General features: G+C 70.1%; 19 protein-coding genes. 9 read left to right on the top strand and 10 right to left on the bottom strand.

The features are described from left to right. The first annotated feature begins 10 nt into the window (after nt 1–10). On the top strand, nt 11–412 hold the full coding sequence (locus tag KCH48_RS23640) for a hypothetical protein (RefSeq protein WP_210576697.1): 402 nt from the start codon (nt 11–13) through the stop codon (nt 410–412). Between the two features lie 4 nt (nt 413–416). Here the strand turns inward: KCH48_RS23640 and KCH48_RS23635 are convergent, their stop codons facing one another. After that, complete coding sequence (locus KCH48_RS23635; protein ID WP_210576696.1) at nt 417–3,176, bottom strand: AAA family ATPase; 2,760 nt, start codon at nt 3,174–3,176, stop codon at nt 417–419. Between the two features lie 253 nt (nt 3,177–3,429). Here KCH48_RS23635 and KCH48_RS23630 point away from each other — a divergent pair, with 253 nt between their 5' ends. Next, nucleotides 3,430–4,071 carry a GNAT family N-acetyltransferase gene (locus KCH48_RS23630; protein ID WP_210576799.1) on the top strand — a complete coding sequence of 214 codons (642 nt, stop codon included), beginning with the start codon at nt 3,430–3,432 and terminating at the stop codon, nt 4,069–4,071. Between the two features lie 21 nt (nt 4,072–4,092). On the opposite strand, the gene dnaE is transcribed toward KCH48_RS23630, so the two are convergent. Beyond that, nucleotides 4,093–7,689, bottom strand: coding sequence for a DNA polymerase III subunit alpha (gene dnaE, locus KCH48_RS23625; protein ID WP_210576695.1), 3,597 nt, complete (start codon nt 7,687–7,689; stop codon nt 4,093–4,095). Between the two features lie 125 nt (nt 7,690–7,814). Between dnaE and KCH48_RS23620 the strand changes: the two genes are divergently transcribed. After that, nucleotides 7,815–8,759: a LysR family transcriptional regulator gene (locus KCH48_RS23620; protein ID WP_210576694.1), complete on the top strand. Its 945-nt coding sequence runs from the start codon at nt 7,815–7,817 to the stop codon at nt 8,757–8,759. On the opposite strand, the gene KCH48_RS23615 is transcribed toward KCH48_RS23620, so the two are convergent. Then, a complete protein-coding gene (locus tag KCH48_RS23615) occupies nt 8,743–9,543 on the bottom strand; it encodes a sugar phosphate isomerase/epimerase (protein ID WP_210576798.1) in 801 nt (266 codons plus the stop codon). The genes KCH48_RS23620 and KCH48_RS23615 overlap by 17 nt on opposite strands. A gap of 11 nt (nt 9,544–9,554) precedes the next feature. Next, entirely contained in the window at nt 9,555–10,493 is a 939-nt protein-coding gene (locus KCH48_RS23610; RefSeq protein WP_210576693.1) for a bifunctional helix-turn-helix transcriptional regulator/GNAT family N-acetyltransferase, read from the bottom strand. 172 nt (nt 10,494–10,665) lie between these two features. On the opposite strand from KCH48_RS23610, the gene KCH48_RS23605 reads away from it, so the two are divergent. Then, nucleotides 10,666–11,316 carry a hypothetical protein gene (locus tag KCH48_RS23605; protein WP_210576692.1) on the top strand — a complete coding sequence of 217 codons (651 nt, stop codon included), beginning with the start codon at nt 10,666–10,668 and terminating at the stop codon, nt 11,314–11,316. A gap of 498 nt (nt 11,317–11,814) precedes the next feature. On the opposite strand, the gene KCH48_RS23600 is transcribed toward KCH48_RS23605, so the two are convergent. Continuing rightward, on the bottom strand, nt 11,815–12,861 hold the full coding sequence (locus KCH48_RS23600; RefSeq protein ID WP_210576691.1) for a LacI family DNA-binding transcriptional regulator: 1,047 nt from the start codon (nt 12,859–12,861) through the stop codon (nt 11,815–11,817). A 306-nt stretch (nt 12,862–13,167) separates the two neighbouring features. On the opposite strand from KCH48_RS23600, the gene KCH48_RS23595 reads away from it, so the two are divergent. Genes KCH48_RS23595 through KCH48_RS23585 form a run of 3 tightly spaced genes read left to right on the top strand, consistent with a single transcriptional unit; the run spans nt 13,168 to nt 16,321 of the window. Further along, nucleotides 13,168–14,325, top strand: a complete 1,158-nt coding sequence (locus KCH48_RS23595) for a Gfo/Idh/MocA family protein (protein WP_210576690.1) — start codon at nt 13,168–13,170, stop codon at nt 14,323–14,325. Beyond that, complete coding sequence (locus tag KCH48_RS23590) at nt 14,322–15,491, top strand: dihydrodipicolinate synthase family protein (RefSeq protein WP_210576689.1); 1,170 nt, start codon at nt 14,322–14,324, stop codon at nt 15,489–15,491. Before KCH48_RS23595 ends, KCH48_RS23590 begins: the two co-directional genes overlap by 4 nt. After that, a complete protein-coding gene (locus KCH48_RS23585; protein WP_307840923.1) occupies nt 15,488–16,321 on the top strand; it encodes a sugar phosphate isomerase/epimerase family protein in 834 nt (277 codons plus the stop codon). Before KCH48_RS23590 ends, KCH48_RS23585 begins: the two co-directional genes overlap by 4 nt. Before the next feature lie 220 nt (nt 16,322–16,541). Here the strand turns inward: KCH48_RS23585 and KCH48_RS23580 are convergent, their stop codons facing one another. Together KCH48_RS23580 and KCH48_RS23575 are read right to left on the bottom strand one after the other, a co-directional pair. Continuing rightward, complete coding sequence (locus KCH48_RS23580) at nt 16,542–17,504, bottom strand: helix-turn-helix domain-containing protein (RefSeq protein ID WP_210576688.1); 963 nt, start codon at nt 17,502–17,504, stop codon at nt 16,542–16,544. Between the two features lie 268 nt (nt 17,505–17,772). Then, nucleotides 17,773–18,675 carry a ribokinase gene (locus KCH48_RS23575; RefSeq protein ID WP_210576687.1) on the bottom strand — a complete coding sequence of 301 codons (903 nt, stop codon included), beginning with the start codon at nt 18,673–18,675 and terminating at the stop codon, nt 17,773–17,775. Nucleotides 18,676–18,800: 125 nt separating this feature from the next. Between KCH48_RS23575 and KCH48_RS23570 the strand changes: the two genes are divergently transcribed. Both KCH48_RS23570 and KCH48_RS23565 read left to right on the top strand, forming a co-directional pair. After that, complete coding sequence (locus tag KCH48_RS23570; RefSeq protein WP_210576686.1) at nt 18,801–21,059, top strand: ATP-dependent RecD-like DNA helicase; 2,259 nt, start codon at nt 18,801–18,803, stop codon at nt 21,057–21,059. A gap of 231 nt (nt 21,060–21,290) precedes the next feature. Then, on the top strand, nt 21,291–22,580 hold the full coding sequence (locus tag KCH48_RS23565; protein ID WP_210576685.1) for a citrate synthase: 1,290 nt from the start codon (nt 21,291–21,293) through the stop codon (nt 22,578–22,580). 713 nt (nt 22,581–23,293) lie between these two features. On the opposite strand, the gene KCH48_RS23560 is transcribed toward KCH48_RS23565, so the two are convergent. From KCH48_RS23560 to KCH48_RS23550, 3 genes are all read right to left on the bottom strand, one after another. Next, nucleotides 23,294–25,534, bottom strand: a complete 2,241-nt coding sequence (locus KCH48_RS23560) for a cation-translocating P-type ATPase (protein ID WP_210576684.1) — start codon at nt 25,532–25,534, stop codon at nt 23,294–23,296. An 18-nt stretch (nt 25,535–25,552) separates the two neighbouring features. Then, entirely contained in the window at nt 25,553–25,768 is a 216-nt protein-coding gene (locus tag KCH48_RS23555) for a heavy-metal-associated domain-containing protein (protein WP_210576683.1), read from the bottom strand. A gap of 73 nt (nt 25,769–25,841) precedes the next feature. Beyond that, on the bottom strand, nt 25,842–26,513 hold the full coding sequence (locus KCH48_RS23550; protein ID WP_210576682.1) for a TetR/AcrR family transcriptional regulator: 672 nt from the start codon (nt 26,511–26,513) through the stop codon (nt 25,842–25,844). Nucleotides 26,514–26,553 lie beyond the last annotated feature (40 nt).

The raw sequence follows: 26,553 nt of genomic DNA, 5'->3' as shown, positions 1-26,553 counted from the left end.
GATGATCGCTGTGGGACCGAACGACGTTGAGATCGTCCGGGTGTTCGCCCGGAACACGACCAGCCCGAGCGCCGACCCGACCCTGAACCCCAAGGAGACGGCCGAGGTCGCGGTGGAGGTCGAGGCGGGGGACGCCATCTTCCGGATCGGGGCGCCGTACGAGGTCGAGGTCACCGTCAAGGACCTCGTCAGCGGCACGAACATCCCGACGACGACGGCCAACCTGGTCAGCGGGCTGCTCAGCCAGGCCCCCTGGGACAAGCAGCAGAGCGTGTTCGTGTTCGGCATCACCGCCGCCGAGCTGAACAAGCACAAGGGGCACCAGTGCGAGGTCTACGCCTCGGTGTACATGGGGCTGCAGGACCCGGACGCGAGCTTCGCGACCAGCCCGCGCTTCCTCATCCAGCGCTGACGCGTCATCGGGTGGCGACCGGGCCGGGCGGCAGTCGCGTCACCAGCCCGACCCGGGAGGAGATGCCGAGCTTCGTGTAGGCATGGCCCAGGTGGTACTCGACCGTCTTCACGCTGAGCAGCAGTTCCCGGGCGACTTGGCGGTTGGTGAGACCGGAGGCGGCGAGCCGGGCGACGGCCAGTTCCTGCGGGGTCAGCACAGGGGCGCGGTCGGGTGACGACGGGGGACACCCGGCCGCGCGGGCCGTTCCGCAGGCGGCGAGTTCGCGGGCGCAGCGCTCCAGGAGGGGAAGCGCGCCCAGTCCCGTCAGGGTCTCGTGCGCGGCCTGTAACGCCTGCGCGGCGGCGGTCCTGCGACCGGTCCGGCGCAGCAGTTCGCCCAACGCGAGCTGGAGCCGGGCCCGTTCGTACGGCGCGGTGCCCCGGGCGGCGTGCGCGAGTCCGGTACCGAACATCTCCTCGGCGGCCCCGGGCTGGTGCCGGGCCGCGAACAGCTCGCCCCGGATCCGGCAGCCGGTGGCCAAGGCGGCCGCGTGACCACGAGCGGTGGCCAGCGCCTCGAAGGCGGTCAGCGCGTGGTCCGCCTCGTCGAGGCGTCCGAGCCCGATGAGCGCCTCGGCCAGCAGATCGCGCCACGGTGTGGACATCGGCTCGCACAGTCCCTCGGCGGCGCCCGCTGCCAGGAGCGGCAGCAGTTCGGCCGCGGCGGTGTCCGGCCGGCCCCGCAGAAGCGCGAGAACGGCGCGCGCCCGCCGGGACTCGGTCATGACGGTCCCCGGCACGACCGGTATGCCGGGCACCTGACTCAGATGCCACTCGGCGCGGTCGTGGTCCCCGTGGGCGGCGAGCACCCACGCGGCCGCCGAGTGCACCGTCGGGTGCAGTTCGTTGCCGGTGTCGTCGGTGAGGGACGCGGCGGAGTCCAGGAGCCGTACGGCCTCCTCCCAGGCGCCCAGCGCGTACTGCGTGAGGCCCAGCTGGAACATCGCGATGATCCGCAGCATCATCGGCCCGTCCCGGCAGATGAACACCGCTTCCCGTAAGTCCCGTTCGGCGTCCGCCAGTTCGCCCGACCACAGCCGCAGCAGACCGCGGCCGCAGAGCAGATCCACGTCGGCGGCGGTGACGAGCGAGGGGTCCGGCAGCTCCGCGGCCACGGCGAGCCCGCGCTCGATGTCACCGCTGAGGCCGTAACCGGTCATCCGGACGTAGCGCAGCATGGTGCTGGAGGCCCGCCGCGCGGACAGCCGCAGGGACCGCTCGGCCCATTCGGCGGCGTCCAGGCCCTGGTTGAGGGACAGCGCCATGAAACTGAGCATTCCGGCGACGCACGCGGCCAGCTCCGGGTCCGTCGTGGGGTCGCAGTTGTTCCAGGCCTCGCGCAGCAGGGGCTCGGCGTGCGTGAGGTCGCCGTCGAAGGGCAGCAGCAGCGCCTGCGCGTACCGATGGGCGGCCGAGCGGCCGTCCCCCGGCAGCTCGTCGAAGACCGCCTGCGCCTCATCGCGCCGGCCCTCCCACAGCAGTGCTTCCATCGCCTCGACGCCGTACCGCTCACGGTCCCGCTCCGTACGGGCCAGCCGGGCGGCGTCGCGCAGCAGCGGGGCGGCGCTGCCCCAGCGCCGGGCGGCGGCCTCGGTGTGGGCTGCGTCCGCGAGCTGTCCGGCCAAGGTGTCGTCCGGGCCCTGCGCGGCATGCACCAGGTGCTGGAGACGGCCGTACGCCGAGTCCGCCTGCCCGGCGGCGGCCCGGTGCAGCGCGTGCCGCAGCACGGGGCCGAGCCTTCGGTAGACGGTGGCGCGCAGCATGGGATGGGGAAAGGACACGCGGGGGCCGCCCGGCTCCGGCGTCTCGTCGAGCAGTCCGGCACCGACCGCCTCCTCGAGGGCGGGCAGCGGATCCTTCAGCTCCGCGAGCCGGGCGGCCCGGTGCAGCGGGCAGGACATGCCGAGCACGCTTGCGGCGGCGGCCAGGGCCTGAGCCTCGGCGGTGCAGTCCGCCAGCCGCTGTTCGATCAGCCGGGCGTACTCCAGCGGCGCGGGCAGCGGGAAGGCCGTCGACATCAGGCGGGCCGGGGGCACCTGTTCGAGCAGCGCCTTCACGTGCAGCGGGTTGCCGTCGGTGTGGTCCAGCAGCCGTACGACGGCGGTCGGCGGCAGCGCACCGCTGCGGGCAGCGGCGAGCTCGCCGACCTCACCCGCGCTCAGTCCGGTCAGCGACAGCCGCAGCGTCCCCTCCCCGGCGAGCAGCCGCCGCAGCCCCTCGGGCAGCGCCGGATCATCGGCCTCCCGTACGACGACGACCGTGAGGACCCGGTCCGCGCGCAGCCGGCGCAGGGCGAAGGCCAGCGCCTGAAGGGACGAGAAGTCCGCCCAGTGCGCATCGTCCACGACGAGGATCAACGGCCTGGCGGTACGGGTCTGGAGTTCGCCGAGTACGTCGAGCAGCCGGGCGCCGGCGGTCGGCGCGTCGGCAGCCGGCGCCCGGGGCGGGACCTGTTCGTGGTGCTCGTCGTGTGCGGCAGGGGAGAGCAACTGGTCGAGCAGCCCGAGCGGAAGTCCGGTCTCGTTCTCCTCCCCGCACGCCTTCAGCACCTCGGCGTCCGGATGCCCGCCGACGAAACGCCCGATCAGCGCGGTCTTCCCGATCCCGGCGGGCCCGTCGACCAACACGGTCCGGGACGCCCCGGCGACCACGTGCGCCAACTGCCCGTCCAGAGCCAAGAGATGACGCCCCCGCCCGACGAACGGCTCGCCCTGATCCCCCATACCGCCCACTCCCCCCACTTCCCCCCGCGGGCCCCGTCGCCCCTGTCACCCTCGCGCACGGGGGAGCACCGCGATAGGGGCCACCTGGACCAATCCGGGGTACCGGGACATGGAGGAGACGGTCGGGCAGCAGGCGTACGTCACCCGGTTCCGCCGGGAAACTCCTTCGACGGATTTGGGTGCGCACGGGAGACTTCCCCCAGATCTTCAATGCCGAATGACCGTCGGTGGATTCGCGAGGGAGCGTGGGGAGTTGGGCTTCCAGCTGGAGGGGCCGGTCCTGGAGGGCGCCCACGTGCGCCTGGAACCGCTGGACCACAGCCACGCGGCCGACTTGGCGGTGGCGGCGGAGGAGGACCGGGGTTCGTACGAGTTCACGTGGGTGCCGAGGGCGGACGAGGTCGGCGCGTACATCGACGCGCAGCTGGCCCGGGCGGCGACGGGCCTCCTGGCACCGTACGCCCAGGTGTCGGTCGCCTCGGGACGCGCGCTCGGTACGACGTCGTACTGGGAGCCACGCTCCTGGCTCTCCGACGACCGCTTGGACGCCATCGAGGTCGGCTTCACCTGGCTGGCGGCGTCGGCCCAGGGCACGGGCGTGAACACGGAGGCCAAGCTCCTCCTCTTCCGGCATGCCTTTGAGGAGTGGAACGTGTCCCGGCTGGACCTGAAAACCGACGCCCGCAACAGCCGCTCCCGCGCGGCGATCGCAGCAACCGGCGCCCACTTCGAGGGCGTACTCAGGAACTGGTCCCGCTCCTGGGCGCCGGGTGAGGATGGCCGCTTGCGCGACTCCGCGATCTATTCGATTACGGCGACGGAGTGGCCGACGTGCAGGGCACGGCTGGAGGGGCGGCTGGCCAGGGTGTCGGCGGTCACTTCTCCGCGATCGTGAGGAAAAGTCGGCCGAGGCACCTTATGCAACGCCCTCCCAGGCGTCGGCTCCGAAGGCGCCCTTCACGTCGGAGGCGATGGTCGTGGGATCCACGGTGGCCTGTAGGGCGTAGACCGTGGTCTTGCGAGCGCCTCGGACGGTGAGATGTACGGGGCTGGCGCCCGGGTGGTCCGCGAGGATGCGCTTGAGTTCCTTCACGGACTGTTCGGTGATGCGGTGGGCGGGGAGCGCGAGCCGAACGGGAGGCCTGCTGCCGTGTTCGGCGGAGGACACGTCCAGTACGGCGAGTTCCCTCCCGAAGATGTTCACCGTTCCGTCCCGGTCTTCGATCTTGCCCTTGACGGAGATCACGTTGTCTTCAACCAGTGCCTGCTGTACGAGCTGGTAGGCGGCGGGGAAGAACAGGACCTCGATGCCGGCGTCACGGTCCGCGAGGTTGACGACGGCCCAGGCGTTGCCTTGTTTGGTCATCTTGAGCTGGATGCCGGTGATCAGTCCGGAGAGCTGGACGTCCCCGGAGGTGCGGCCGGAGGCGAGCAGTTCGGCGATGGAACAGTCCCGCGCCCTGGAGAGGACGTGCTCGGCGCCGTCCAGCGGGTGGGCGGAGACGTAAAGGCCGAGCATTTCGCGTTCGGTCGCCAGGAGCTGTCTGCGGGGCCACTCCGTGTCGTCGATGGGGAAGTCGAGGCCGAAGGCCGGTTCGCCGCCTGCCGCGCCGCCCAGGTCGGCGAAGAGATCGTCCTGCCCGAAGCTTGCCGCCTTCTTCACGGGGATGATCGCGTCGATGGCGTCCTCGTGGATGGCGGTGAGGCCCTTGCGGGAGTGCCGCAGGGAGTCGAAGGTGCCGGCCTTGATCAGGGACTCCACGGCCCGCTTGTTCAGTGCCGGCAGGTCGGCTTTGCCGAGGAAGTCGGAGAACGAAGTGAACTTCCCCTTCCGGCGACGTGCGTCGACGATGGCCTCGATGACGTTGTCACCGACGTTGCGTACGGACTTCAGCCCGAACCGTACGTCGTCGCCGACGGCGGTGAACTCGGAGACGGACTCGTTCACGTCGGGCTGGAGGACGCGGACGCCGTTCTTGCGGGCATCGGCGAGGTAGATCGCGGCCTTGTCCTTGTCGTCGCCGACCGAGGTGAGCAGGGCGGCCATGTACTCGGCCGGGTAGTTGGCCTTGAGGTAGGCGGTCCAGTACGAGACCAGGCCGTAGCCGGCGGTGTGGGACTTGTTGAACGCGTAGCCGGAGAACGGGAGCATGACGTCCCACAGGGCCTTGATGGCTTCGTCGCTGAATCCGTTGCCGCGCATGCCGTCGTGGAACTTGTCCCACTCCGCGGCCAGCACCTCCGGTTTCTTCTTGCCCATCGCACGGCGCAGCAGGTCGGCGCCGCCGAGGGTGTAGCCGGCCAGTTCCCGGGCGATCGCCATGATCTGCTCCTGGTAGACGAGCAGATGGAAGGTGTTGCCGAGGATCGGCTCCAGGGCGTCGCGCAGCTCGGGGTGGATCGGGGTGATTTCCTGGCGGCCGGTCTTGCGGTGCGCGTAGTTGGTGTGCGCGTTGGCCGCCATCGGGCCTGGCCGGTAGAGGGCGTTGACCGCGGCGATGTCCTCGAACCGGGTGGGTTCCATCTGCTTGAGCAGGACGCGCATGCCGCCGCCGTCGAGTTGGAAGACACCGAACGTGTTCCCCTCGGCCAGCAGCCGGTACGTCTTGGTGTCGTCCAGAGGGATCACGACGGTGGACGGGTCACCGTCCAGGGGATCCACGGTGGCCAGGCTGATGCCCCGGTTCCCGCGGATGTTCTCGATGGCCTGGTCGATGACACCCAGGTTCCGCAGCCCGAGGAAGTCCATCTTGATCAGGCCCATGGCTTCGCAGGACGGGTAGTCGAAGCCGGTGATCTTCACGCCGTCCGAGGCGCGCATGTGCAGCGGGATGCGGTCGGTGAGCTTCGTCTTGGAAAGGATCACCGCGGCGGCGTGCACGCCGGTGCCGCGGGTGAGGCCCTCCACCCCGCGGGCGGTGTCGATGACCCGCTTCACGTCCGGCTCGTTGTCGTACATCTGGCGGATCTCGCCGGCCTCGCCGTACCGCTCGTGGGAGGGGTCGAAGAGGGCGGCCAGTGGGGCGGGCTTGCCGTTCTGGTCCGGCGGGAGCGCCTTGGTGATCCGCTCGCCGTGGGCGTAGGGGTAGCCCAGGATGCGCGAGGAGTCCTTGATCGCGTTCTTGGCCTTGATCTTGCCGAACGTGTTCACCATGGCGGTGTACTCCCCGCCGTACTTCTCGGTGACGTAGCGAACCATCCGGTCGCGCTGACGGTCGTCGAAGTCGAGGTCTACGTCCGGCGGGTTGATGCGCTCGGGGTTCAGGAACCGCTCGAAGAGAAGGCCGTGCTCCAGGGGGCACAGTTCGGTGATGCGGGTGGCGTAGGCGACGATCGAGCCGGTGCACGAACCCCGGCCCGGACCGAGGGAGATCTTGTTGTCCCGGGCGTGGCGGCAGATGTCCGCCACGACGAGGAAGTAGGAGCTGAACCCCATCGGGCCGATGACCGACATCTCGGTCTCGAAGCGGTCCAGGACGTGCTGGGGGATCGGGTCCCCGTAGCGCATCGCCAAGCCCTTGAGGACTTCCTTGCGCAGCCAGGACTCCTGGGTCTCGCCTTCGGGCACGTCCGGGAACCGCGGCATCTCGTCGACGTAGTCGAAGACCTCGTCGTAGGACTCGATGCGCTCGGCGATCAGCAGGGTGTTGTCGCAGGCTTCCGGCAGCTCCGAGAACAGGCCGCGCATCTCGGCGGCGCTCTTGAGGTAGTAGCCGGAGCCGTTGAAACGGAAGCGGTTCGGGTCGTCCTTGTTCTTGCCGACCCCGATGCACAGCAGGCTGTCGTGGGCGTCGGCCTGGTCCTCGGTGACGTAGTGCGCGTCATTGGTGGCCAGGAGCGGAATGTTCAGTTCCTTGGCCAGGCGCAACAGGCCTTCACGGACCTCACGTTCGATGTCCAGGCCATGGTCCATCAGCTCCAGGAAGTAGTTCTCACGGCCGAAGATCTCCTGGTAGGCCGCGGCGGCGGCCTTCGCCTCGTCGTACTGGTTCAGCCGCAGGCGGGTCTGGATCTCGCCGGAGGGGCAGCCGGTGGTGGCGATGACGCCTTCCGGCCGTTCAGCGATCAACTCGCGGTCCATACGCGGCTTTCCGGCCGGGAACTGACCTTCATAACTGGCCTGCGTACTGAGCCAGAACAGGTTCCGCAGGCCCTGGCTGTCACGCGCCCACATGGTCATGTGGGTGAAGCGGCCGCCACCGGAGACATCCTTCGACCCCTCACCGTCCGCGCTCATGGCGCGACGGCCACCGGGCCCCCAGAACTCCTGTTTCCGGACGAACCGGGAGGAGGGTGCCACGTACGCCTCGATGCCGATGATCGGCTTGATGCCCTCGGAGTCCTTGGCGACCTGTGCGAACTCGTAGGCACCGAACATGTTGCCGTGATCGCTCATGGCGATCGCGGGCATCCGCTGCCGTGCCACCTCGGTGAACAGCGGCCGGAGCTTCTGCGCGCCGTCCAGCATCGAGTACTCGGTGTGGTTGTGCAGATGGACAAAGGAATCCGGCACGGGCGAGTGACCTCCGCTCAACGTCACGTTGACTCGGAGCATCAAAGCGAGAGGTAAATGCCCAGATCAAACAACTTACACACTGCGAGTGCACAACCAGAGGTTGTATCTCTAGGCTGGGCGGCATGGATCTCAACGCCGTCCGCACCTTCGTCGTCGCCGTCGACGCGGGACAGTTCCAGAAGGCCGCCGCCGACCTCTCGCTCACCCAGCAGGCGGTGTCCAAGCGCGTCGCGGCGCTGGAGGCGGAACTCGGCGTACGGCTGTTCACCCGCACCGCACGCGGCGCCGAGCTCACCATCGACGGGCAGGCCTTCCTGCCCCACGCCCGCACGCTCCTGCGAGCCGCCGAGCGGGCAGCCGCCTCCGTACGGCCCGGCAGCCGCGCGCTGCGCGTCGACGTGGTCGGCCGCCGCGTCGCGACGGGAGGCCTGGTGCGCGACTTCCACCGGGCGTATCCGGACATCGAGCTGGACGTGGTGACCCTGTTCGGCGCGGACCGGGCCATCGACGCCGTCGAGTCCGGCACGATCGACGCGACCCTCCGCGCCGTGCTCATGCCCGGACGGAGCCTCCCCGACGACATCGAGGCCGTGCCGGTCCTCGACGAGCCCCTCCAACTGGTCACCGGCCCCGCCCACGCGCTCGCCGGCGAGCAGTCGGTCACGCCCGTACAGCTCGCGGGCTGCCGGATCTGGATGCCCGGCAACGACCCCGGCACGGAGTGGGCGGCGTACTACGACGAGCTTGCGGCCGCCTTCGGTTTCACCATCGAGGCGACAGGCCCCAACTTCGGCGTCGAGGACCTGCTCGACACCATCGGCGGCTCCTCGACCCTGGCGACGTTCCTCAGCGAGCGGACCCCTCTGGTCTGGCCCGCGGGCTATGACCTGCGCCGCATCCCGATGCGCGACCCGACCCCCGTCTACCCGCACTCACTGCTCTGGCGCACCGACAATCCCCACCCCGGGCTTGCCGTACTCCACCACCACCTCACCTCCGCCTACCCCGGCCGCCCCGCCACCGGAGTCTGGACACCGGAATGGGTACGGCCTACGCCGACTCGTTGAGCAGCCGGGCCAGGTGCTCGCGCCCCGCCCCCAGCAGCTCGGGAAGCGGTGCGGCGGCCTCGTACCAGCGCTTCTCGTACTCCCAGCAGAGCCAGCCGTCCCAGCCGTGGCGGGAGAGGACCTCGACGCACTCGGTGAGGGGGAGGACGCCCGTGCCCAGGGGGAGGGGGGTGGTGTCGGTGGCGGAGGCGATGTCCTTGACCTGGACGTAGCCGAGGTAGGGGGAGAGGGCGGCGTAGGTCTCGTGGGGCTGTTCGCCGCCGAGCCAGGTGTGCATGACGTCCCAGAGGGAGCCGACCTGGCGGTGGCCGACCAGGCCGAGGACGCGGATCGCGGCGGCGCCGGTGCGGTGGGAGTCGTGGGTCTCGAGGAGGATGCGTACGCCGAGGTCGCCCGCGTACTCCGCGGCCGTGCCCAGGCGTCGCGCGGCCGTCGCGTCGGCCTCCTCGGCGGACTGGTCGGTGCCGGCGCCGGGGAAGACCCGGATGAAGCCGGCGCCCAGGTCGCGGGCGAGGTCCAGGAGGCGGTGGATCTCCTCGATCACCGGCTCGTCGGGGCCCGGGGCGGCCACGCGCGCGTAGCCCGCCACGCCCAGCACCTCCACCCCCGCCGCCTTGAACTCGGCGACCACGTCGGCCCGTTCGGCGAGCCCGATGCCGGGGTGTACCGGCTCCTCAGGATGTGCGCGCAACTCGACGCCGTGATAGCCGTGCGTGGCCGCGAGGCGCAGCACGTCCGCGATGGGGAGGCCAGGGACGCCGAGGGTGGAGAACGCCAGCTTCATGGTCATCGACCCTACTCGTCACTCACCCGTCCGTGCAGATCCAGGCGCCAGTCCTGGCCGACGAGATCCTTGCCGAAGGAGCGGTGCGGTTTCTCGGCGACCAGGACGAAGCCGTGACGCTGGTAGATGCGGCGGGCGGCGGCCAGGACGTCGTTGGTCCACAGGACGAGTTCCCGGTAGCCGACGCCGCGGGCGAAGTCGATCACGGCGCGTACGAGGCGGTCGCCGATGCCGAGGCCGCGGGTGTCGGGCTCGACCAGCAGTAGTCGTAGGCGGGCCGTGGCCGGCGCGTCGTCCCGTACGCACATCACACAGCCCACCGGACGGCCGTCCAGCTCCGCGATCCACACCCGCTCCAGGTGGGGGTCGTGATCCTCCGCGAAGTCGGCGACGATACGTGCCACCAGGCCCTCGTAGTCGGCGTTCCAGCCGTACTCGGCGGCGTACAGCGCGGCGTTGCGCTGCACGATCCAGCCGAGGTCGCCGGGGCCGGGGTCGCGCAGGACGACGTCCTCGGCGCGGGGTGGGCGGGCGGTGGAGAGGATCGTACGGACCGTCCGCATCGCCTCGGTCAGACGGGGGCGGTCGGCGGGCGGGACGGTGGACAGCAGTGCGCCGACGGATTCGTCCGCCCGCTCGGCGAGCAGCGCGGCGGTCTCCCGGCCGCGGGCGGTGAGGGTGACGTTGCGGCGGCGCGGGTCGCGGCGGGAGGGGGTGCGCTCGATCAGGCCGTCCTGCTCGAACTTGTTGAGGATTCGGCTCAAGTAGCCCGCGTCCAGGGAGAGTTCGGTCCGGAGGTCGGCCGCGTCCGTACGGGGGGAGTGTGCGAGTTCGTACAGGACGCGGGACTCGGTGAGGGTGTACGGCGCGTAGAGGTGGCGGCTGTAGTCGAGGGCGCCGATCACGTTCGTGTAGAAGCGGTTGAAGGCGCGGATGTCCTGGACGGTCATGGTCGTCGACCCCCGGATAGTTGACTCAGTCAGAGATACCGTCGGGTCGAGCGTAGGACGCGGGGTGCCGTCAGTCCAGTCGCAGTAAAGAAACGCTTGCGTTTCGATCGAGGCTGTCGTAGGTTATCTGTACGAAACCGTTTCGTATCGACGGAAGAGATGGAACGCCGGCATGACGATCCTTCAGCTGAAGCCCCGGAGCACCGTCGTACGCGCGGCCGGACTGGTGGACGTACCCGCCGTGGTGCGCCTGCTCGCCCCGGCCGCGACCGCGTCCCGTCCGGCGCTTGCGGTGCCGGAAGGTCCCGCCGTGGACTGGGAGCAGGCGCAGCGCGCCATGCGTCTGATGCTGGCCCACTACGCTCTCGAAGAGGGCGAGGTGTGGGTGGCCGAGCGCGCGGACGGCCGGCTCCTCGCGGCCGCCGTGTGGCTGCCGCCCGGCGCCGGGACCGAGCCTCACCACACCCGCTTCGGCAGCCTCCTCGCCCGTGAACTCGACACCTGCGTTCCGAAAGAGCCGGTCCTGCCGGCGGCACCGGCACTGCAGGCGGCGGGCCTCGACGGGCCGTACTGGACGGTGGTCGCGGTCTGCGCGCCGGACGACACCGAGGCCTGGGACCGCAGCGTGGTCGCCGAGTTGCTGGCCCCGGGCCTGCGCGCCGTCGACGGCGAGGGCGTCGGCGCCGTCGCGGCCACGATCTCCCCACGCCACATGGACCAGTTGCGCCCCCTCGGATTCCGCCACCCTCGCGCGGCCCGTCTCGCACCAGGGGTCGGAGTATGGCTGGCACCCCGCGACCCGATCAGCCGCTTGGCCGCCTGACACCAGACGCTCCGCTGGTCACGCCGTACGGAAACCCAGCGCTCCGCGCAGCCGGTCACCCGCGGAGACGCCGCATCCTGCGGAGCCGGTCACCTGCGGAGACGCCGCACCCTCGGAGCTTGCCGTTCGGAAACCCAGCGCTCCGCGAAGCCGGTCACCCGCGGAGACGCCGCATCCTGCGGAGCCGGTCACCTGCGGAGACGCCGCACCCTCGGAGCTTGCCGTTCGGAAACCCAGCGCTCCGCGAAGCCGGTCACCCGCGAAGGCGCCGCACCCTCCGCAGCCGGTCACCCGTGGAGACGCCGCACCCCCGGAGCTTGCCGGTTCGGATACCCGGCCCCCAGCGCCGCCGGTCACCCGCGAAGGCGCCGCACCCTCAGCCTCGCGGGAAACCCTGCCCTCCGCGCAGCCGGTCACCCCCGGGATGCGCCGCATCCCGGAGCTTGCCGTTCGGAAACCTGCCCCAGTGCAGCCCGTCACCCCCGAAGCCGCCGCCCCTCAGCCCCGCGGCACCCCAGAAGACCCCCGCACCATCAGCTCCCCCCGAACCGTCGCGATCCCCCCGGGCGGCGGCTCCTCGCGCCCCATGGCGATGCGGCCCGCCCGCGCCCCGGCCTCCGCGAGCGGCAGTCGGACCGTCGTCAGCGCAGGCACCGCGTCGATGCTGAACGGCAGGTCGTCGAAGCCGGCGACGGAGACGTCGTCCGGGATGCGTAGGCCGGAGTCGCGGAGGGCCGCGCACGCGCCCAGTGCGACGGAGTCGTTGGCGGCGACCACGGCTGTCAGTGACGGGTCCCGGCGGAGCAGTTCCAGCGTCGCCTCGTAGCCCGACCGGCGGTCGTAGCGGCCGTGCACCGTCCAGCGAGGGTCCTCCTCGATGCCGTGCGCGGCCAGCGCCTCGCGGTGGCCCTCGAGACGGTGCCGGGTCGTCGTGCGTTCCTCGGGTCCCGCGATGTAGCCCAGCCGCCGGTGTCCGAGGCCGATGAGGTGCTCGGTGAGTTCGCGTCCGCCGCCGCGGTTGTCGAAGGTCAGCGCGATCGCCTCGGTGTCCGGCGCCGGCGGCCGGCCGCACAGGACGACCCGCGTCCCCGCGTCGCCCAGCCTCCGCAGCTTCGCGGCCACCGCCGCCGCGTGCGGCTGGTTCTCCATGGCACCGCCGGTCAGCACCACGGCCGCCGCCCGCTGCCGCTGCAGCAGGGTCAGGTACGTCAGCTCGCGCTCCGGTGAACCCCCCGTGTTGCAGACGACGGCGAGCCGCTCACCCCCGGCGCGCCCCCCCGGCCCCCCGATCTCCGACTGGATCGCGCCCGCCATGATCCCGAAGAAGGGGTCGGCGATGTCGTTGACGAGAATCCCCACCAGGTCAGACGTCGCCGCCGCGAGCGCGCTCGCCGGGCCGTTCAGCACATAGTCCAGCTCGTCCACGGCCCGCAGCACCCGCTCACGGGTGGAGGCTGCCACGGGATAGTTCCCGTTCAGCACGCGCGACACCGTCGCGGGCGAGACCTGCGCGCGGGCCGCCACGTCCGCCAGGGTCACCGTCATCTCGTCGTCCTCCGGTCGCGCATCTCGTCGTACCTCTTCGCACTCGTCAGGCTTCGGCATACGTCGTCGTAGACAGGCCGGTCGAGGCCACGGTTCCCCACATGCCGAGCAGACCTTAAGGCCATCGACCCCTGTTGTTCGCCCCCTCGAACAACTCGACCTCGTTACGGTCTTGTCCAGACCCCTGGTCAGAGGCTAGCTTCTCCCTATATAGAAAGCGCTTGCTGTACGGCTCACCTCGCTCGCCTGTGACGCGAGGGGCGTACGCGGCGCACCACCGCGTACAAGGCCCACGAAGGGAATGACGTGACACGCAAGACGGTGCGTATCGCCATGAACGGCGTGACCGGGCGCATGGGTTACCGCCAGCACCTGGTCCGCTCGATCCTGGCCCTCCGTGAACAGGGCGGCCTCGACCTCGGCGACGGCACCGTGCTGTGGCCGGAGCCGATCCTGGTCGGCCGCCGTGAGCACGCGCTCAGGGCGCTCGCCGAGCAGCACGGCCTGGATCCGGAATCCATCTCGACCGACGTCGACACGGTCCTCGCCGACCCGACCGTCGACATCTACTTCGACGCCCAGGTGACCTCCGCCCGTGAGGAGGCGCTCAAGAAGGCCATCGCCGCGGGCAAGCACATCTACACCGAGAAGCCGACCGCCACCGGGCTGGAAGGCGCCCTGGAGTTGGCCAAACTCGCCGCCGACGCCGGCATCAAGCACGGTGTCGTCCAGGACAAGCTCTTCCTGCCCGGCCTGCTCAAGCTGAAGCGGCTCATCGACGGCGGCTTCTTCGGCCGGATCCTCTCCATCCGCGGCGAGTTCGGCTACTGGGTCTTCGAGGGCGACTGGCAGGCGGCCCAGCGCCCCTCCTGGAACTACCGTGCGGAGGACGGCGGCGGCATCGTCGTCGACATGTTCCCGCACTGGGAGTACGTCCTGCACGAGCTGTTCGGCCGCGTGAAGTCCGTCCAGGCCATCGCCACCACCCACATCCCGCAGCGCTGGGACGAGAACGACAAGCCCTACGATGCCACCGCCGACGACGCCGCCTACGGCATCTTCGAGCTGGACGGCGGCGCGATCGCCCAGATCAACTCCTCGTGGGCCGTCCGCGTCAACCGCGACGAGCTGGTGGAGTTCCAGGTCGACGGCACGGAGGGCTCGGCGGTCGCCGGTCTGCGCAACTGCCGCGTCCAGCACCGGTCCGCCACCCCCAAGCCCGTGTGGAACCCGGACATCCCCGCCACCGAGGTCTTCCGCGACCAGTGGCAGGAGGTCCCCGACAACGCCGAGTTCGACAACGGCTTCAAGGCCCAGTGGGAGCTCTTCCTCAGGCACGTCTACGCCGACGCCCCCTACCACTGGGACCTCCTCGCCGGCGCCCGCGGCGTCCAGCTCGCCGAACTGGGCCTGAAGTCCTCGGCCGAGGGCGTCCGTCTCGACGTACCGGAGATCTCGCTGTGACCATCCGACTCCCGGACGCCGAAGGCGGGTTGAGGGCGTACGAGCCCCGCCCCGAACCCCTCGCCGTCAACCCCGGCGCCCCCTTCACCTCTCGTACGGTCTTCTCGGCGGCCCATGTCGTCGCCGACCCGTTCGCCGACGTCACCCCCGACTCGCCCGCCGCCGTCGACTGGGACGCCACCCTCGCCTTCCGCCGCCACCTCTGGTCCCACGGGCTCGGTGTCGCCGAGGCGATGGACACCGCCCAGCGGGGGATGGGGCTGGGCTGGGCGGAGGCGGAGGAGCTGATCCGACGCAGCGCCGCCGAGGCGAAGGCGGTCGGCGGCCTCATCGCCTGCGGCGTGGGCACCGACCAGCTCCCTGTCACCGAGATCGGCTACCCGTACAACCTGGACGAGATCCGGACCGCGTACGAGGAGCAACTCGCGGTCGTCGAGGAGGCCGGCGCGCAGGCCATCCTGATGGCCTCCCGGGCCATGGCCGCCGTCGCCAAGAGCCGCGAGGACTACCTGGAGGTCTACGGGCACCTGCTGCGTCAGGCCGCCGAGCCGGTGATCCTGCACTGGCTCGGCCCGATGTTCGACCCGGCCCTGGAGGGCTACTGGGGCTCGACCGATCTGGACGCGGCGACGGCCACCTTCCTGGAGGTCATCGCCGCTCACCCCGACAAGGTCGACGGCGTCAAGATCTCCCTGCTGGACGCCGAGCGCGAGATCGACGTGCGCCGCAAGCTTCCCGACGGCGTCCGCTGCTACACCGGCGACGACTTCAACTACCCCGAGCTGATCGCGGGCGACGAGCAGGGCTTCAGCCACGCCCTGCTCGGCATCTTCGACCCGCTGGGGCCGCTGGCGGCAGAGGCGGTGCGGGCGCTGGACACCGGGGACGCGGCCGGCTTCCGGGCGCTGCTCGACCCCACCGTCGAGCTGTCCCGCCATCTCTTCCAGACCCCGACCCGCTTCTACAAGACGGGCGTGGTCTTCCTGGCCTGGCTCGCGGGCCACCAGTCCCACTTCACGATGGTCGGCGGCCTGCAGTCGGCCCGCTCCCTCCCGCACTTCGCCCGCGCCTACGAACTCGCCGACCAACTGGGCCTGTTCCCCGACCCGAAGCTGGCTCAGGAGCGGATGAAGAACCTGCTGAGCCTGTACGGAGTGAACCAGTGACCGGCCTCGAACGCTTCAGCATCAACCAGATGACGGTGAAGCAGCTGAGCCTGCCCGAACTGGCCGACGCCTGCGGCCGGTTGGGCATCCGCAACGTCGGCCTGTGGCGCGAGCCGGTCCAGTCGTACGGCCTGGAGGCGACCGCCAAGCTGGTCCGTGAGGCGGGCCTGACGGTGACGACCCTGTGCCGCGGCGGCTTCTTCACGGCGATCGACCCGGGGGAGCGGGCCGAGGCCCTCGACGACAACCGCCGTGCGATCGACGAGGCGGCCACGCTCGGCACGGACACGCTGGTCCTGGTCTCCGGCGGCCTTCCGGCCGGTTCGAAGGACCTGCACGGCGCGCGGGAGCGGATCGCCGACGCGCTGGGCGAGTTGGGGCCGTATGCCGAATCCCACGGCGTACGGCTGGCTATCGAGCCGCTGCACCCGATGTACGCGGCGGACCGCTGCGTGGTCTCCACCCTCACCCAGGCCCTCGACCTCGCGGAACGCTTCCCCGCGCAGCAGGTCGGCGTCACGGTGGACACGTACCACATCTGGTGGGACGACAACGCGCCCGCGCAGATCGCCCGCGCGGGCGCCGGCGGCCGTATCCACACCTTCCAACTGGCTGACTGGACCACCCCGTTGCCGGAGGGCGTGCTCAACGGCCGCGGTCAGATCGGGGACGGTGCGATCGACATGCGGGAGTGGCAGGGGTACGTCGAGGCGGCCGGGTACACCGGGCCCATCGAGGTCGAGCTGTTCAACGACGCGCTGTGGGCCCGGGACGGGCGGGAGGTGCTGGCGGAGACGGCGGCGCGGTTCGTGGCGCACACGGCCGGGTGACAGGCGGGCGCTGTGTACGGTGCTCACTGCCGCGCCGACTCCGGCAGTGAGCGACCGTACCCCCGTACCCCCGTACCCCCGTGACCCGTGCTTCCCCCGCGGTGCGACGGGTTCTCCCCCGGGGCAACAGGATGTCAAAGCGGAGCGCCCGGATCCTTGGCCGGACGTGCACGAATCTTGGCGATTCCTGCACGCTTCTGTGCGATGAGCGGCGGGTCGGTCAGGTGTGGTGGCGGTAGTCCCGGGGCGCCATTCCGTACTCCCGCCTAAAGACCCGGCTGAACGCCGCCGGGTCGGTGAAGCCCCAACGGGCCGCCACCGTCTGGATGGAGCGGGCGCGCAGGCGGGGATCGGCGAGGTCGCGGCGGCAGCGTTCCAGGCGGCGGTGGCGGATCCAGGCGGCCGGCGTCGCGCCCTCCTCGGCGAACAGCTGGTGGAGGTGGCGCACCGAGATGCCGTGGGCTGCCGCGACGCCCGCCGGGGAGAGCGAGGGATCGCCGAGGTTCTGGTCGATGAAGTCCCGGATCCGGGTGTGCAGGGCGCGGCGGCGGGCCTCGGGCGTCAGCGCGTCCTCGGCGTCCAGACAGTCGCCGAACACGGACGCGAGCAGATCCGTGGTCACCGAGGCGAGCGTCGGCACATCGGCCTCGGTGAACTCGTCGGCGCGGGCCGCGATGTCGGCCAGCCAGCGGAACAGCACCCCGCCCAGGCCCCGGTCCAGCGGAATCGGCTGGGCCAGCAGCCGCCGTACCGTCCGCGGCGGCAGCGGCAGCACCGCGCGCGGCATCGCGACGAGCACCGTCGACGCGGTCTGAGACGACATGCAGTGCCAGGACTCGTACGGCAGGCTGCTGTCGATGAGCAGCAGGTCCCCGGCGTGGAAGGCCCGTTCGTGCCCGTCCTGTGCGACGACTCCCTTGCCGTGGAGCTGGCAGTTGAACAGGTAGACCTCGGGATCGAAGCGCCGGATGAGCCGGGTCGTGCGGACGGACACCAGATGCTCGAAGGCCACCGAGGAGATCCGCACATCACCGAGCGGCAGCGAGCGCAGCGTGGCGCGGAAGTCGTCCCGGCAGTCGGTGCGCAGCAGATGGGGCATGTACGTGCGCGCGCTGATGTCCTGCCACAGGTCGAAGCGCTCAGCGGCAGGCACCACCTCGGTCGTGAGCTCCTGCATCAGCATCGGCGTGCACCCCCACCCGCACCGCACGGGAACCTCTGGGCCATCGTCCTTCGGGCCATCGTAGGGACCCGGCCCGCGGACGGTCCGAAAAATTGTGGAGAGACCGTGCAACCCTTCCGGCAGTCCGCGGGTCGTACTTGGCATCAGGACTTCTGGGGGGAGATCTGGGGGGATCGCGGGGGTTCTGATGCGGAGGGGAAACCATGAGGGGGCCCGGTCGATGACCGGGCCCCTTCAATTCTGTTTCCTCTTCAATTCTGTCTCCTCTTCACACGGCGTCCACCTCAGCCGCCGTGGGAAACGACTCCTGCGCGCCCGGCTTCGTGACGGCCGCCGCCCCGACGCGGGCCGCGTACGCCGCCGCCTCGACCAGGGACGCGCCCGCGCTCAGCTTCCAGGCCAGCGCGCCGGTGAACGCGTCGCCCGCGCCCGTCGTGTCCACGGCGTTCACCTTCACGGACGGGACCCGGGTGACACCCTCCTTGGAGGCCACCAGCGCACCGTCCGCGCCCAGGGTCACAACGACCGACCGCGGGCCCTTCGCGAGCAGGATCCGCGCCCAGTCCTCGGGGGAATCCCCTACGGCGGCCTCGCCCAGGATCACCTTCGCCTCGTGCTCGTTCACGATCAACGGATCACAGGCGGCGAGGAGTTCGGACGGCAGGGGGCGCGGCGGGGACGGGTTCAGTACGAAGCGGCTGCCGTCCACGACGTTCCTCGCCACCTCCACGACCGTCTCCAGCGGGATCTCCAGCTGCGCCGAGACCACCCGGGACGCCTGGAAGAGGCTGGCCGCGATCCGTACGTCCGGTGGTGTCAGACGGGCGTTGGCGCCCGGCGAGACCACGATGCTGTTGTCCCCGGACGGGTCCACGGTGATCAGCGCCACCCCGGTCGGCGCCCCGCCGACCAGGACGCCCACCGTGTCGACGCCGGCCGCCCGCTGCGAGTCGAGCAGTAGCCGGCCGTGGTCGTCGTCGCCGACCCGGGCCAGCAGCACCGTGCGGGCCCCGAGCCGGGCGGCCGCGACCGCCTGGTTGGCGCCCTTGCCGCCGGGGTGGACGGTCAGGTCGGAGCCGAGCACCGTCTCCCCGGCGGCGGGCCTCCGTTCGACGCCGATCACCAGGTCGGCGTTGGCGGACCCCACGACCAGGAGGTCGTAGTCGTACATGGAATGTCTCCCCGGTTCGCCCAGCACCACATCATCTCGAACATGGTCGCTCGCATCGTAGGGAGTCCCCGAGGCCGCGGGGCTCGTCACCGCGGTCTGTCGGTGCCTGCCGGTACCGTCGGATCATGGCCAGTCAGGCGAGTTCTACGGGCGAGCGGCATCTCGCCGTACTTGAAGGCGTCCTGGAGCGGATCACGTATGCCAACGAGGAGAACGGCTACACGGTCGCCCGGGTCGACACCGGCCGCGGCGGCGGGGATCTGCTGACCGTCGTCGGTGCGCTGCTCGGGGCCCAGGTCGGGGAGTCGCTGCGGCTGGAGGGCCGCTGGGGCTCGCATCCGCAGTACGGCAAGCAGTTCACCGTCGAGAACTACACGACGGTCCTCCCGGCCACCGTCCAGGGCATCCGCCGCTATCTCGGCTCCGGTCTTGTCAAGGGCATCGGGCCGGTCTTCGCCGACCGGATCACCCAGCACTTCGGCCTGGACACCCTGCAGATCATCGAGGAGGAGCCCAAGCGGCTCATCGAGGTCCCCGGGCTCGGTCCCAAGCGGACCAAGAAGATCGCCGACGCCTGGGAGGAGCAGAAGGCGATCAAGGAGGTCATGCTCTTTCTGCAGACGGTGGAGGTGTCCACGTCCATCGCCGTCCGCATCTACAAGAAGTACGGCGACGCCTCGATCTCCGTGGTGAAGAACCAGCCCTATCGCCTCGCCTCCGACGTCTGGGGCATCGGCTTCCTCACCGCCGACAAGATCGCCCAGTCCGTCGGCATTCCGCACGACAGCCCGGAGCGGGTCAAGGCGGGCCTGCAGTACGCGCTGTCGCAGGGCACCGACCAGGGCAACTGCTACCTCCCCGAGGAGCAGCTGATCGCCGACGCGGTGAAGCTGCTGCAGGTCGACACCGGCCTGGTCATCGAGTGCCTGGCCGAGCTGGCCCAGCCGGACGAGGAATCCGGCGAGCCCGGCGTCGTACGGGAGAAGGTGCCGGGCTCGGACGGTGGAGCCGTCACCGCCGTGTACCTCGTCCCCTTCCACCGCGCCGAACTCTCCCTCGCCGCCCAACTGTTGCGCCTCCTGCGCACCGACGAAGACCGGATGCCCGGCTTCCATGACGTGGCCTGGGACAAGGCGCTCGGCTGGCTGAAGGGGCGTACGGGCGCCGAGCTCGCCCCCGAGCAGGAGGCCGCCGTCAAGCTGGCACTGACGAAGAAGGTCGCGGTGCTCACCGGCGGGCCCGGCTGCGGCAAGTCCTTCACGGTCCGCTCGATCGTCGAACTGGCCCGCGCCAAGAAGGCGAAGGTCGTCCTCGCCGCTCCCACCGGCCGCGCCGCCAAACGCCTCGCCGAACTCACCGGCGCCGAGGCCTCCACCGTCCACCGCCTGCTGGAGCTGAAGCCCGGCGGGGACGCCGCTTACGACAAGGACCGGCCGCTGGACGCCGACCTGGTGGTCGTGGACGAGGCCTCCATGCTGGACCTCCTGCTCGCCAACAAGCTGGTGAAGGCGGTGCCTCCGGGGGCTCACCTGCTGTTCGTCGGGGACGTCGACCAACTGCCCAGCGTCGGCGCCGGCGAGGTGCTGCGCGATCTGCTGGCCGAGGGCAGCCCGATCCCCGCCGTCCGCCTCACGCGCGTGTTCCGCCAGGCCCAGCAGTCGGGCGTGGTGACGAACGCGCACCGGATCAACTCCGGTCAGCACCCGGTCACCGACGGCATGAAGGACTTCTTCCTCTTCGTCGAGGACGACACGGAGGAGGCCGGCCGGCTCACGGTGGACGTGGCGGCACGGCGTATTCCGGCCAAGTTCGGGCTCGACCCACGCCGCGACGTCCAGGTGCTCGCCCCCATGCACCGGGGGCCCGCGGGCGCCGGCAACCTCAACGGCCTGCTCCAGCAGGCGATCACCCCCGGCCGCCCCGACCTGTCGGAGAGGCGGTTCGGCGGCCGTGTCTTCCGGGTCGGCGACAAGGTCACGCAGATTCGCAACAATTACGAGAAGGGCAAGAACGGGGTCTTCAACGGCACCGTGGGCGTGGTCACCGCGCTCGACCCGGTCGACCAGCGCCTGACGGTCCTGACGGACGAGGACGAGGAGGTGCCGTACGAATTCGACGAGCTGGACGAACTTGCCCATGCCTACGCGGTGACGATTCACCGCTCGCAGGGGAGTGAATATCCGGCGGTGGTGATCCCCGTCACCACCGGGGCGTGGATGATGCTCCAGCGGAATCTGCTGTACACCGCGGTGACCCGGGCCAAGCAGCTGGTCGTCCTCGTCGGTTCACGCAAGGCGATCGGACAGGCGGTGCGCACGGTGTCGGCGGGACGCCGCTGCACGGCACTCGACTTCAGGCTCTCGCCGCGGCCTCTGAGCGGCTGACGAGAGGCCTGATGGGGGTCGCAGCAAAAATGATCGATCAAATGAGTCGTTTGGGTCACACAGCACTAGCAGACGGGGAACAAGAAGGGGCAGGATGAACAGTTGGCGGCACTCAGTGCCGCCAATAGGCCCAATGATCGACCCCGAGTGCACTCACCTGCGCCAAATGGGGGATGGTAGAGACAGTCAGGGCAACCTCGAAGATGAGGCACAACGTCGGTGAGGGAAGACGTGAGCGACAACTCTGTAGTACTGCGGTACGGCGACGGCGAGTACACCTACCCGGTGATCGACAGCACCGTCGGTGACAAGGGCTTCGACATCGGCAAGCTCCGCGCCCAGACCGGTCTGGTGACGCTGGACAGCGGGTACGGCAACACCGCCGCGTACAAATCCGCCATTACCTATCTGGACGGCGAATCGGGCATTCTGCGGTACCGCGGCTACCCGATCGAGCAGCTGGCCGAGCGCTCCACCTTCCTGGAGGTCGCCTATCTGCTGATCAACGGCGAGCTGCCGACCGTCGACCAGCTCACCGCGTTCAAGAACGACATCACGCAGCACACCCTGCTGCACGAGGACGTCAAGAACTTCTACAAGGGCTTCCCGCGCGACGCCCACCCGATGGCGATGCTGTCGTCGGTCGTCTCGGCGCTGTCGACCTTCTACCAGGACAGCCACAACCCGTTCGACGAGACGCAGCGCAACCTCTCCACGATCCGTCTGCTCGCCAAGCTCCCGACGATCGCGGCGTACGCGTACAAGAAGTCGATCGGCCACCCCTTCGTCTACCCGCGCAACGACCTCGGGTACGTCGAGAACTTCCTGCGCATGACCTTCTCGGTGCCTGCTCAGGAGTACGACCTGGACCCGGTCGTGGTCGCCGCCCTCGACAAGCTGCTGATCCTGCACGCGGACCACGAGCAGAACTGCTCGACCTCCACGGTGCGTCTGGTCGGCTCCTCGCAGGCGAACATGTTCGCCTCGATCTCCGCCGGCATCTCCGCGCTGTGGGGTCCGCTGCACGGCGGTGCCAACCAGTCCGTCCTGGAGATGCTCGAGGGCATCCAGGCCTCGGGTGGCGACGTCGACTCCTTCATCCGCAAGGTGAAGAACAAGGAGGACGGCGTCCGGCTGATGGGCTTCGGCCACCGGGTCTACAAGAACTTCGACCCGCGCGCGAAGATCATCAAGGCGGCGGCGCACGATGTCCTGTCGGCCCTCGGCAAGTCCGACGAGCTGCTGGACATCGCGCTGAAGCTGGAGGAGCACGCGCTCTCCGACGACTACTTCGTCTCGCGCAGCCTCTACCCGAACGTCGACTTCTACACCGGCCTGATCTACCGCGCCATGGGCTTCCCGACCGAGATGTTCACGGTCCTCTTCGCCCTCGGCCGCCTCCCGGGCTGGATCGCCCAGTGGCACGAAATGATCAAGGAACCCGGCTCCCGAATCGGCCGCCCGCGCCAGATCTACACGGGCGTGGTCGAACGCGACTTCGTACCGGTCGAGGCGCGTTAGTTCTTGCCTGCCGGCACGCTGGCCGTTCACTGCAACAGGCCCGGCGAGTGAGCCGAAGGGGCGCGTCGGTGTCGAGAGGTCGAGCGCGCGGAGGCGCGAAGCGCTGAGCACGGTCGACCTCTCGACACCGACTTTGGCGCCCCGGAGGCGAACCGAGCCCCAAAAAAGAAGGAAGGCGCCCTGCGCCGGTCCCCCCACGGGCCGACGATCAGGGCGCCTTCCCATGTCCCGGTGCGGATTCCCCCCACGGGATCCGGCCGGGCGTCTGTGAGAAACCAGCGCCTGAAATCGCTGTCGAGCAAACTGCCGAGGCAGCCTTTGAGTAAAACGAGCGAACTCGTCGTACTCCTTGGGGTGTGCGGTCTGCCGGGACAGCGCACGATCGGGAGGGCCGCTCAAAGCTTCCCGTCTGTACGTGCCCCGGCAACGCAGCTCCGAGGAAGTCCCCCAAGACATCCTCAGATGTCAGTCGGCGCCCCCCAAGACGCTTCCCGACATCGTCAACTTAGACCTTCGAACCCCTTCGATGGTTACCTTCACATCACTGTGATCTGCGTCTCTTGCATATGTCCGTTAGATGCGCAAGAGCCCCGATTCGGTGATCGGGGCCCTATCGTAAGGAAGATGCGCGAGCCTTGTGAAGAGCTTATGTGAGGCTCGTCGCGGACTCCAGAGGGTCTCTCACCTCTACTTGCGCGTAACCAGCGGTAACTTCAGCGGAACGTCCGCAGCCGAAGGCTGTTCGTCACCACGAACACGGACGAGAAGGCCATCGCCGCCCCGGCGATCATCGGGTTCAGCAGCCCCGCCGCGGCCAGCGGCAGCGCGGCCACGTTGTACCCGAACGCCCACACAAGATTTCCCCTGATCGTGGACAGCGTCTTCCGGGACAGCCGGATCGCGTCCGCGGCCACCCGCAGATCCCCGCGCACCAGCGTCAGATCGCTCGCCTCGATCGCCGCGTCCGTCCCCGTGCCCATCGCCAGCCCGAGATCGGCGGTGGCAAGCGCCGCCGCGTCGTTGACGCCGTCACCGACCATGGCGACCGTACGTCCCTCGCGCCGCAGCCGCCGTACGACCTCGACCTTGTCCTCGGGCAGCACCTCGGCGATCACCTCGTCGATCCCGACGGCCCGCGCGACCGCCTGAGCGACCGCCCGGTTGTCGCCGGTCAGCAGCACCGGCGTCAGCCCCAGCGCGCGCAGCTCGCGCACCGCCTGAGCGCTGGTCTCCTTGACGGCGTCCGCGACAGCGACGACACCGCGTGCCACGCCGTCCCAGCCGACGACGACGGCCGTACGACCGCTGCTCTCGGCCTCGTCCTTCGCCCGGGCCAGCTCCTCGGGGAGAGCGTCATAGAGGCGCCCCACGGCCACCTCACGGCCCTCCACGCGCCCTCGCACACCCCTCCCGGGTACGTTCTCGAATCCCTCGGCCGACGGCAGCGGTCCGACGCGCTCCTCGGCGCCCACGGCGACCGCGCGGGCGACGGGATGCTCGGAGGCGTGTTCCAGGGCGCCGGCGAGACGCAGCAGCTCCCGCTCGTCGACGCCTTCGGCGACGTACACCTTCTGGAGGGTCATCCGGCCGGTGGTGACCGTTCCGGTCTTGTCCAGGACGACCGTGTCCACGCGGCGGGTGGACTCCAGGACCTCGGGGCCCTTGATGATGATGCCGAGCTGGGCGCCGCGGCCGGTGCCGACCATGAGGGCGGTCGGGGTGGCCAGGCCCAGCGCGCACGGGCAGGCGATGATCAGGACCGCGACGGCCGCGGTGAACGCGGCGACGGTGTCGCCGGTTAGGCCGAGCCAGGCGCCGAACGTGGCGACCGCGATGAGGATGACGACCGGTACGAAGACCCCGGAGATCCGGTCGGCGAGCCGCTGCACCTCGGCCTTGCCGTTCTGCGCGTCCTCCACCAGCCGCGCCATCTGGGCGAGTCGGGTGCCGGCGCCGACCCGGACGGCCTCGACGACCAGCCGCCCGCCCGCGTTGACCGTGGCGCCCGTGACCGCGTCCCCGACCGTCACATCCACCGGCACGGACTCGCCGGTCAGCATGGAGGCGTCGACGGCGGAGGAGCCCTCCACCACCGTCCCGTCGGTGGCGACCTTCTCGCCGGGCCGTACGACGAACCGGTCACCGACCGCCAGCCTCGCCACCGGAATCCGCACTTCCCGCCCGTCACGGAGTACGGCGACATCCTTCGCGCCCATCTCCATGAGCGCCCGCAGAGCGGCACCCGCGCGGCGCTTGGAGCGGGCCTCCAGATAGCGGCCCAGCAGGATGAACGCGACGACTCCGGAGGCCACTTCGAGGTAGATCGTCGACGCGCCGTCCATGCCGCCGACGGTCAGCCGGAAGCTGTCCCGCATGCCCGGCATGCCCGCGTCGCCGAAGAACAGCGCCCACAGGGACCAGCCGAACGCGGCCAGCGTGCCGAGCGACACCAGCGTGTCCATGGTGGCGGCGCCGTGCCTGAGGTTCGTCCAGGCGGCCTTGTGGAAGGGCCAGCCGCCCCAGACGACGGCGGGCGCGGCGAGGGTGAGCGCCAGCCACTGCCAGTAGTCGAACTGGAGGGGCGGGACCATCGACAGCAGAATGACCGGGATCGCGAGCAGCACGGAGACGGTGAAGCGGTGCCGGTAGGACGTGAGTTCGGGGTCCTCGGGCGGCGTCGCCTCGATGACGGGTGCCGGTTCCTCGGCCGTATAGCCGGTCTTGACGACCGTGGCGATCAGGTCGGCGACCTGGAGGCCGGCGGGGTAGCTGACCTTGGCCTTCTCCGTCGCGAAGTTCACCGTGGCCGTGACGCCGTCCATGCGGTTGAGCTTCTTCTCGACGCGGGCCGCGCAGGCGGCGCAGGTCATCCCGCCGATGCGTAGCTCGACCTCGGAGGTGGCGGCTATCGACGCGGGAGCGGTGGATTTGGTGGTGACGGTGACGCCGGTCATGTGCGCTCTCGGGGTGTCTCAGACCGTGCCGACGAGCTCGAAACCGGCCTCGTCGACGGCGGCGCGCACGGCCTCTGCGTCCAACGCGGCCTCCGAGGTGACGGTGACCTCGCCGGTCGAGGCGACGGCCTTCACCGAGCTGACGCCGGGGAGTTCGGAGATCTCGCCGGAGACGGCGCCCTCGCAGTGTCCGCAGCTCATCCCGCTGACCTTGTACGTGGCGGTGACGCTCATGTCGTAACTCCTCGTGGAGGCATGTGGGGCTGAGGGGGCCCAGGGGAGAGCCCCATACCCACAGAGTGTACCCCTAGGGGGTATGGGTCCAAGAGGGGGACCGGTCGAGCCGGTCGCCGACCATCGGGTCCAGGTAGCGGATCAGGACGTTCTTCAATTCCTGGATGTACGCGTCGCGTTCGGCGCCCTCGTGGGCGAGTACCAGCTCCAGGCCGGCCATGTACATCCCCAGGACGACATGCGCGATGCGGGTGATGCCGGTGGCGGGGGTGTCCGGCAGGAGCGAGGCGAGCAGGCCCTCCACCCGGGAGAGCAGGGTCGCGTGCAGCGCGTCGTGGTCCTCGGCGATCCGGCCGGGGACGTCGGGGCCGTGCATCAGCGCGAAGAACACGGGGTGTTCGCAGTTGAAGGCGATGAAGCGGTCGACGGCCGCGCCGACGGCCTCCTCCAGCGGGGTCGCGGGGTCGACCGGCGCGAGCGCCTCGCCGTACGCCTCCCGCATCTCGCGCATGAGCCGGTCGCCCAGCTCGATCGCGATCGCTTCCTTGTTCGGGAAGAACTGGTACAGCGTGCCCGGCGAGACGCCCGCCTCGCGGGCGATGGCGTTGGCGCTGGCCGCCGTGTAGCCGGTCGTGCAGAAGACGTTGGCCGCGGCCTCCAGCAGCTGGGCGATGCGGCGCTCGCCGCGGGCCTGGCGCCGGCGCGGCTGGTCCTTCTTCTCCTGCTGCTCCTGGTTGTCGGGCACGCGGTTATCCCCAGCTCTCCGAACATCATTGACAAACACG

The organism is Streptomyces sp. GESEQ-4 (assembly GCF_017948455.1).
Classification (GTDB): domain Bacteria; phylum Actinomycetota; class Actinomycetes; order Streptomycetales; family Streptomycetaceae; genus Streptomyces.
The sequence above is the reverse complement of the archived record's forward strand: the minus strand, read 5'-3'. Positions and strand labels throughout refer to the sequence as shown.

Excerpts from the sequence above, each read along its gene's own strand:
- KCH48_RS23635 (WP_210576696.1), bottom strand. The coding sequence starts at position 3,176 with ATGGGGGATCAGGGCGAGCCGTTCGTCGGGCGGGGGCGTCATCTCTTG.
- KCH48_RS23620 (WP_210576694.1), top strand. The coding sequence starts at position 7,815 with ATGGATCTCAACGCCGTCCGCACCTTCGTCGTCGCCGTCGACGCGGGA.
- KCH48_RS23615 (WP_210576798.1), bottom strand. The coding sequence starts at position 9,543 with ATGAAGCTGGCGTTCTCCACCCTCGGCGTCCCTGGCCTCCCCATCGCG.
- KCH48_RS23610 (WP_210576693.1), bottom strand. The coding sequence starts at position 10,493 with ATGACCGTCCAGGACATCCGCGCCTTCAACCGCTTCTACACGAACGTG.
- KCH48_RS23605 (WP_210576692.1), top strand. The coding sequence starts at position 10,666 with ATGACGATCCTTCAGCTGAAGCCCCGGAGCACCGTCGTACGCGCGGCC.
- KCH48_RS23600 (WP_210576691.1), bottom strand. The coding sequence starts at position 12,861 with ATGACGGTGACCCTGGCGGACGTGGCGGCCCGCGCGCAGGTCTCGCCC.
- KCH48_RS23580 (WP_210576688.1), bottom strand. The coding sequence starts at position 17,504 with ATGCTGATGCAGGAGCTCACGACCGAGGTGGTGCCTGCCGCTGAGCGC.
- KCH48_RS23575 (WP_210576687.1), bottom strand. The coding sequence starts at position 18,675 with ATGTACGACTACGACCTCCTGGTCGTGGGGTCCGCCAACGCCGACCTG.
- KCH48_RS23570 (WP_210576686.1), top strand. The coding sequence starts at position 18,801 with ATGGCCAGTCAGGCGAGTTCTACGGGCGAGCGGCATCTCGCCGTACTT.
- KCH48_RS23560 (WP_210576684.1), bottom strand. The coding sequence starts at position 25,534 with ATGACCGGCGTCACCGTCACCACCAAATCCACCGCTCCCGCGTCGATA.
- KCH48_RS23555 (WP_210576683.1), bottom strand. The coding sequence starts at position 25,768 with ATGAGCGTCACCGCCACGTACAAGGTCAGCGGGATGAGCTGCGGACAC.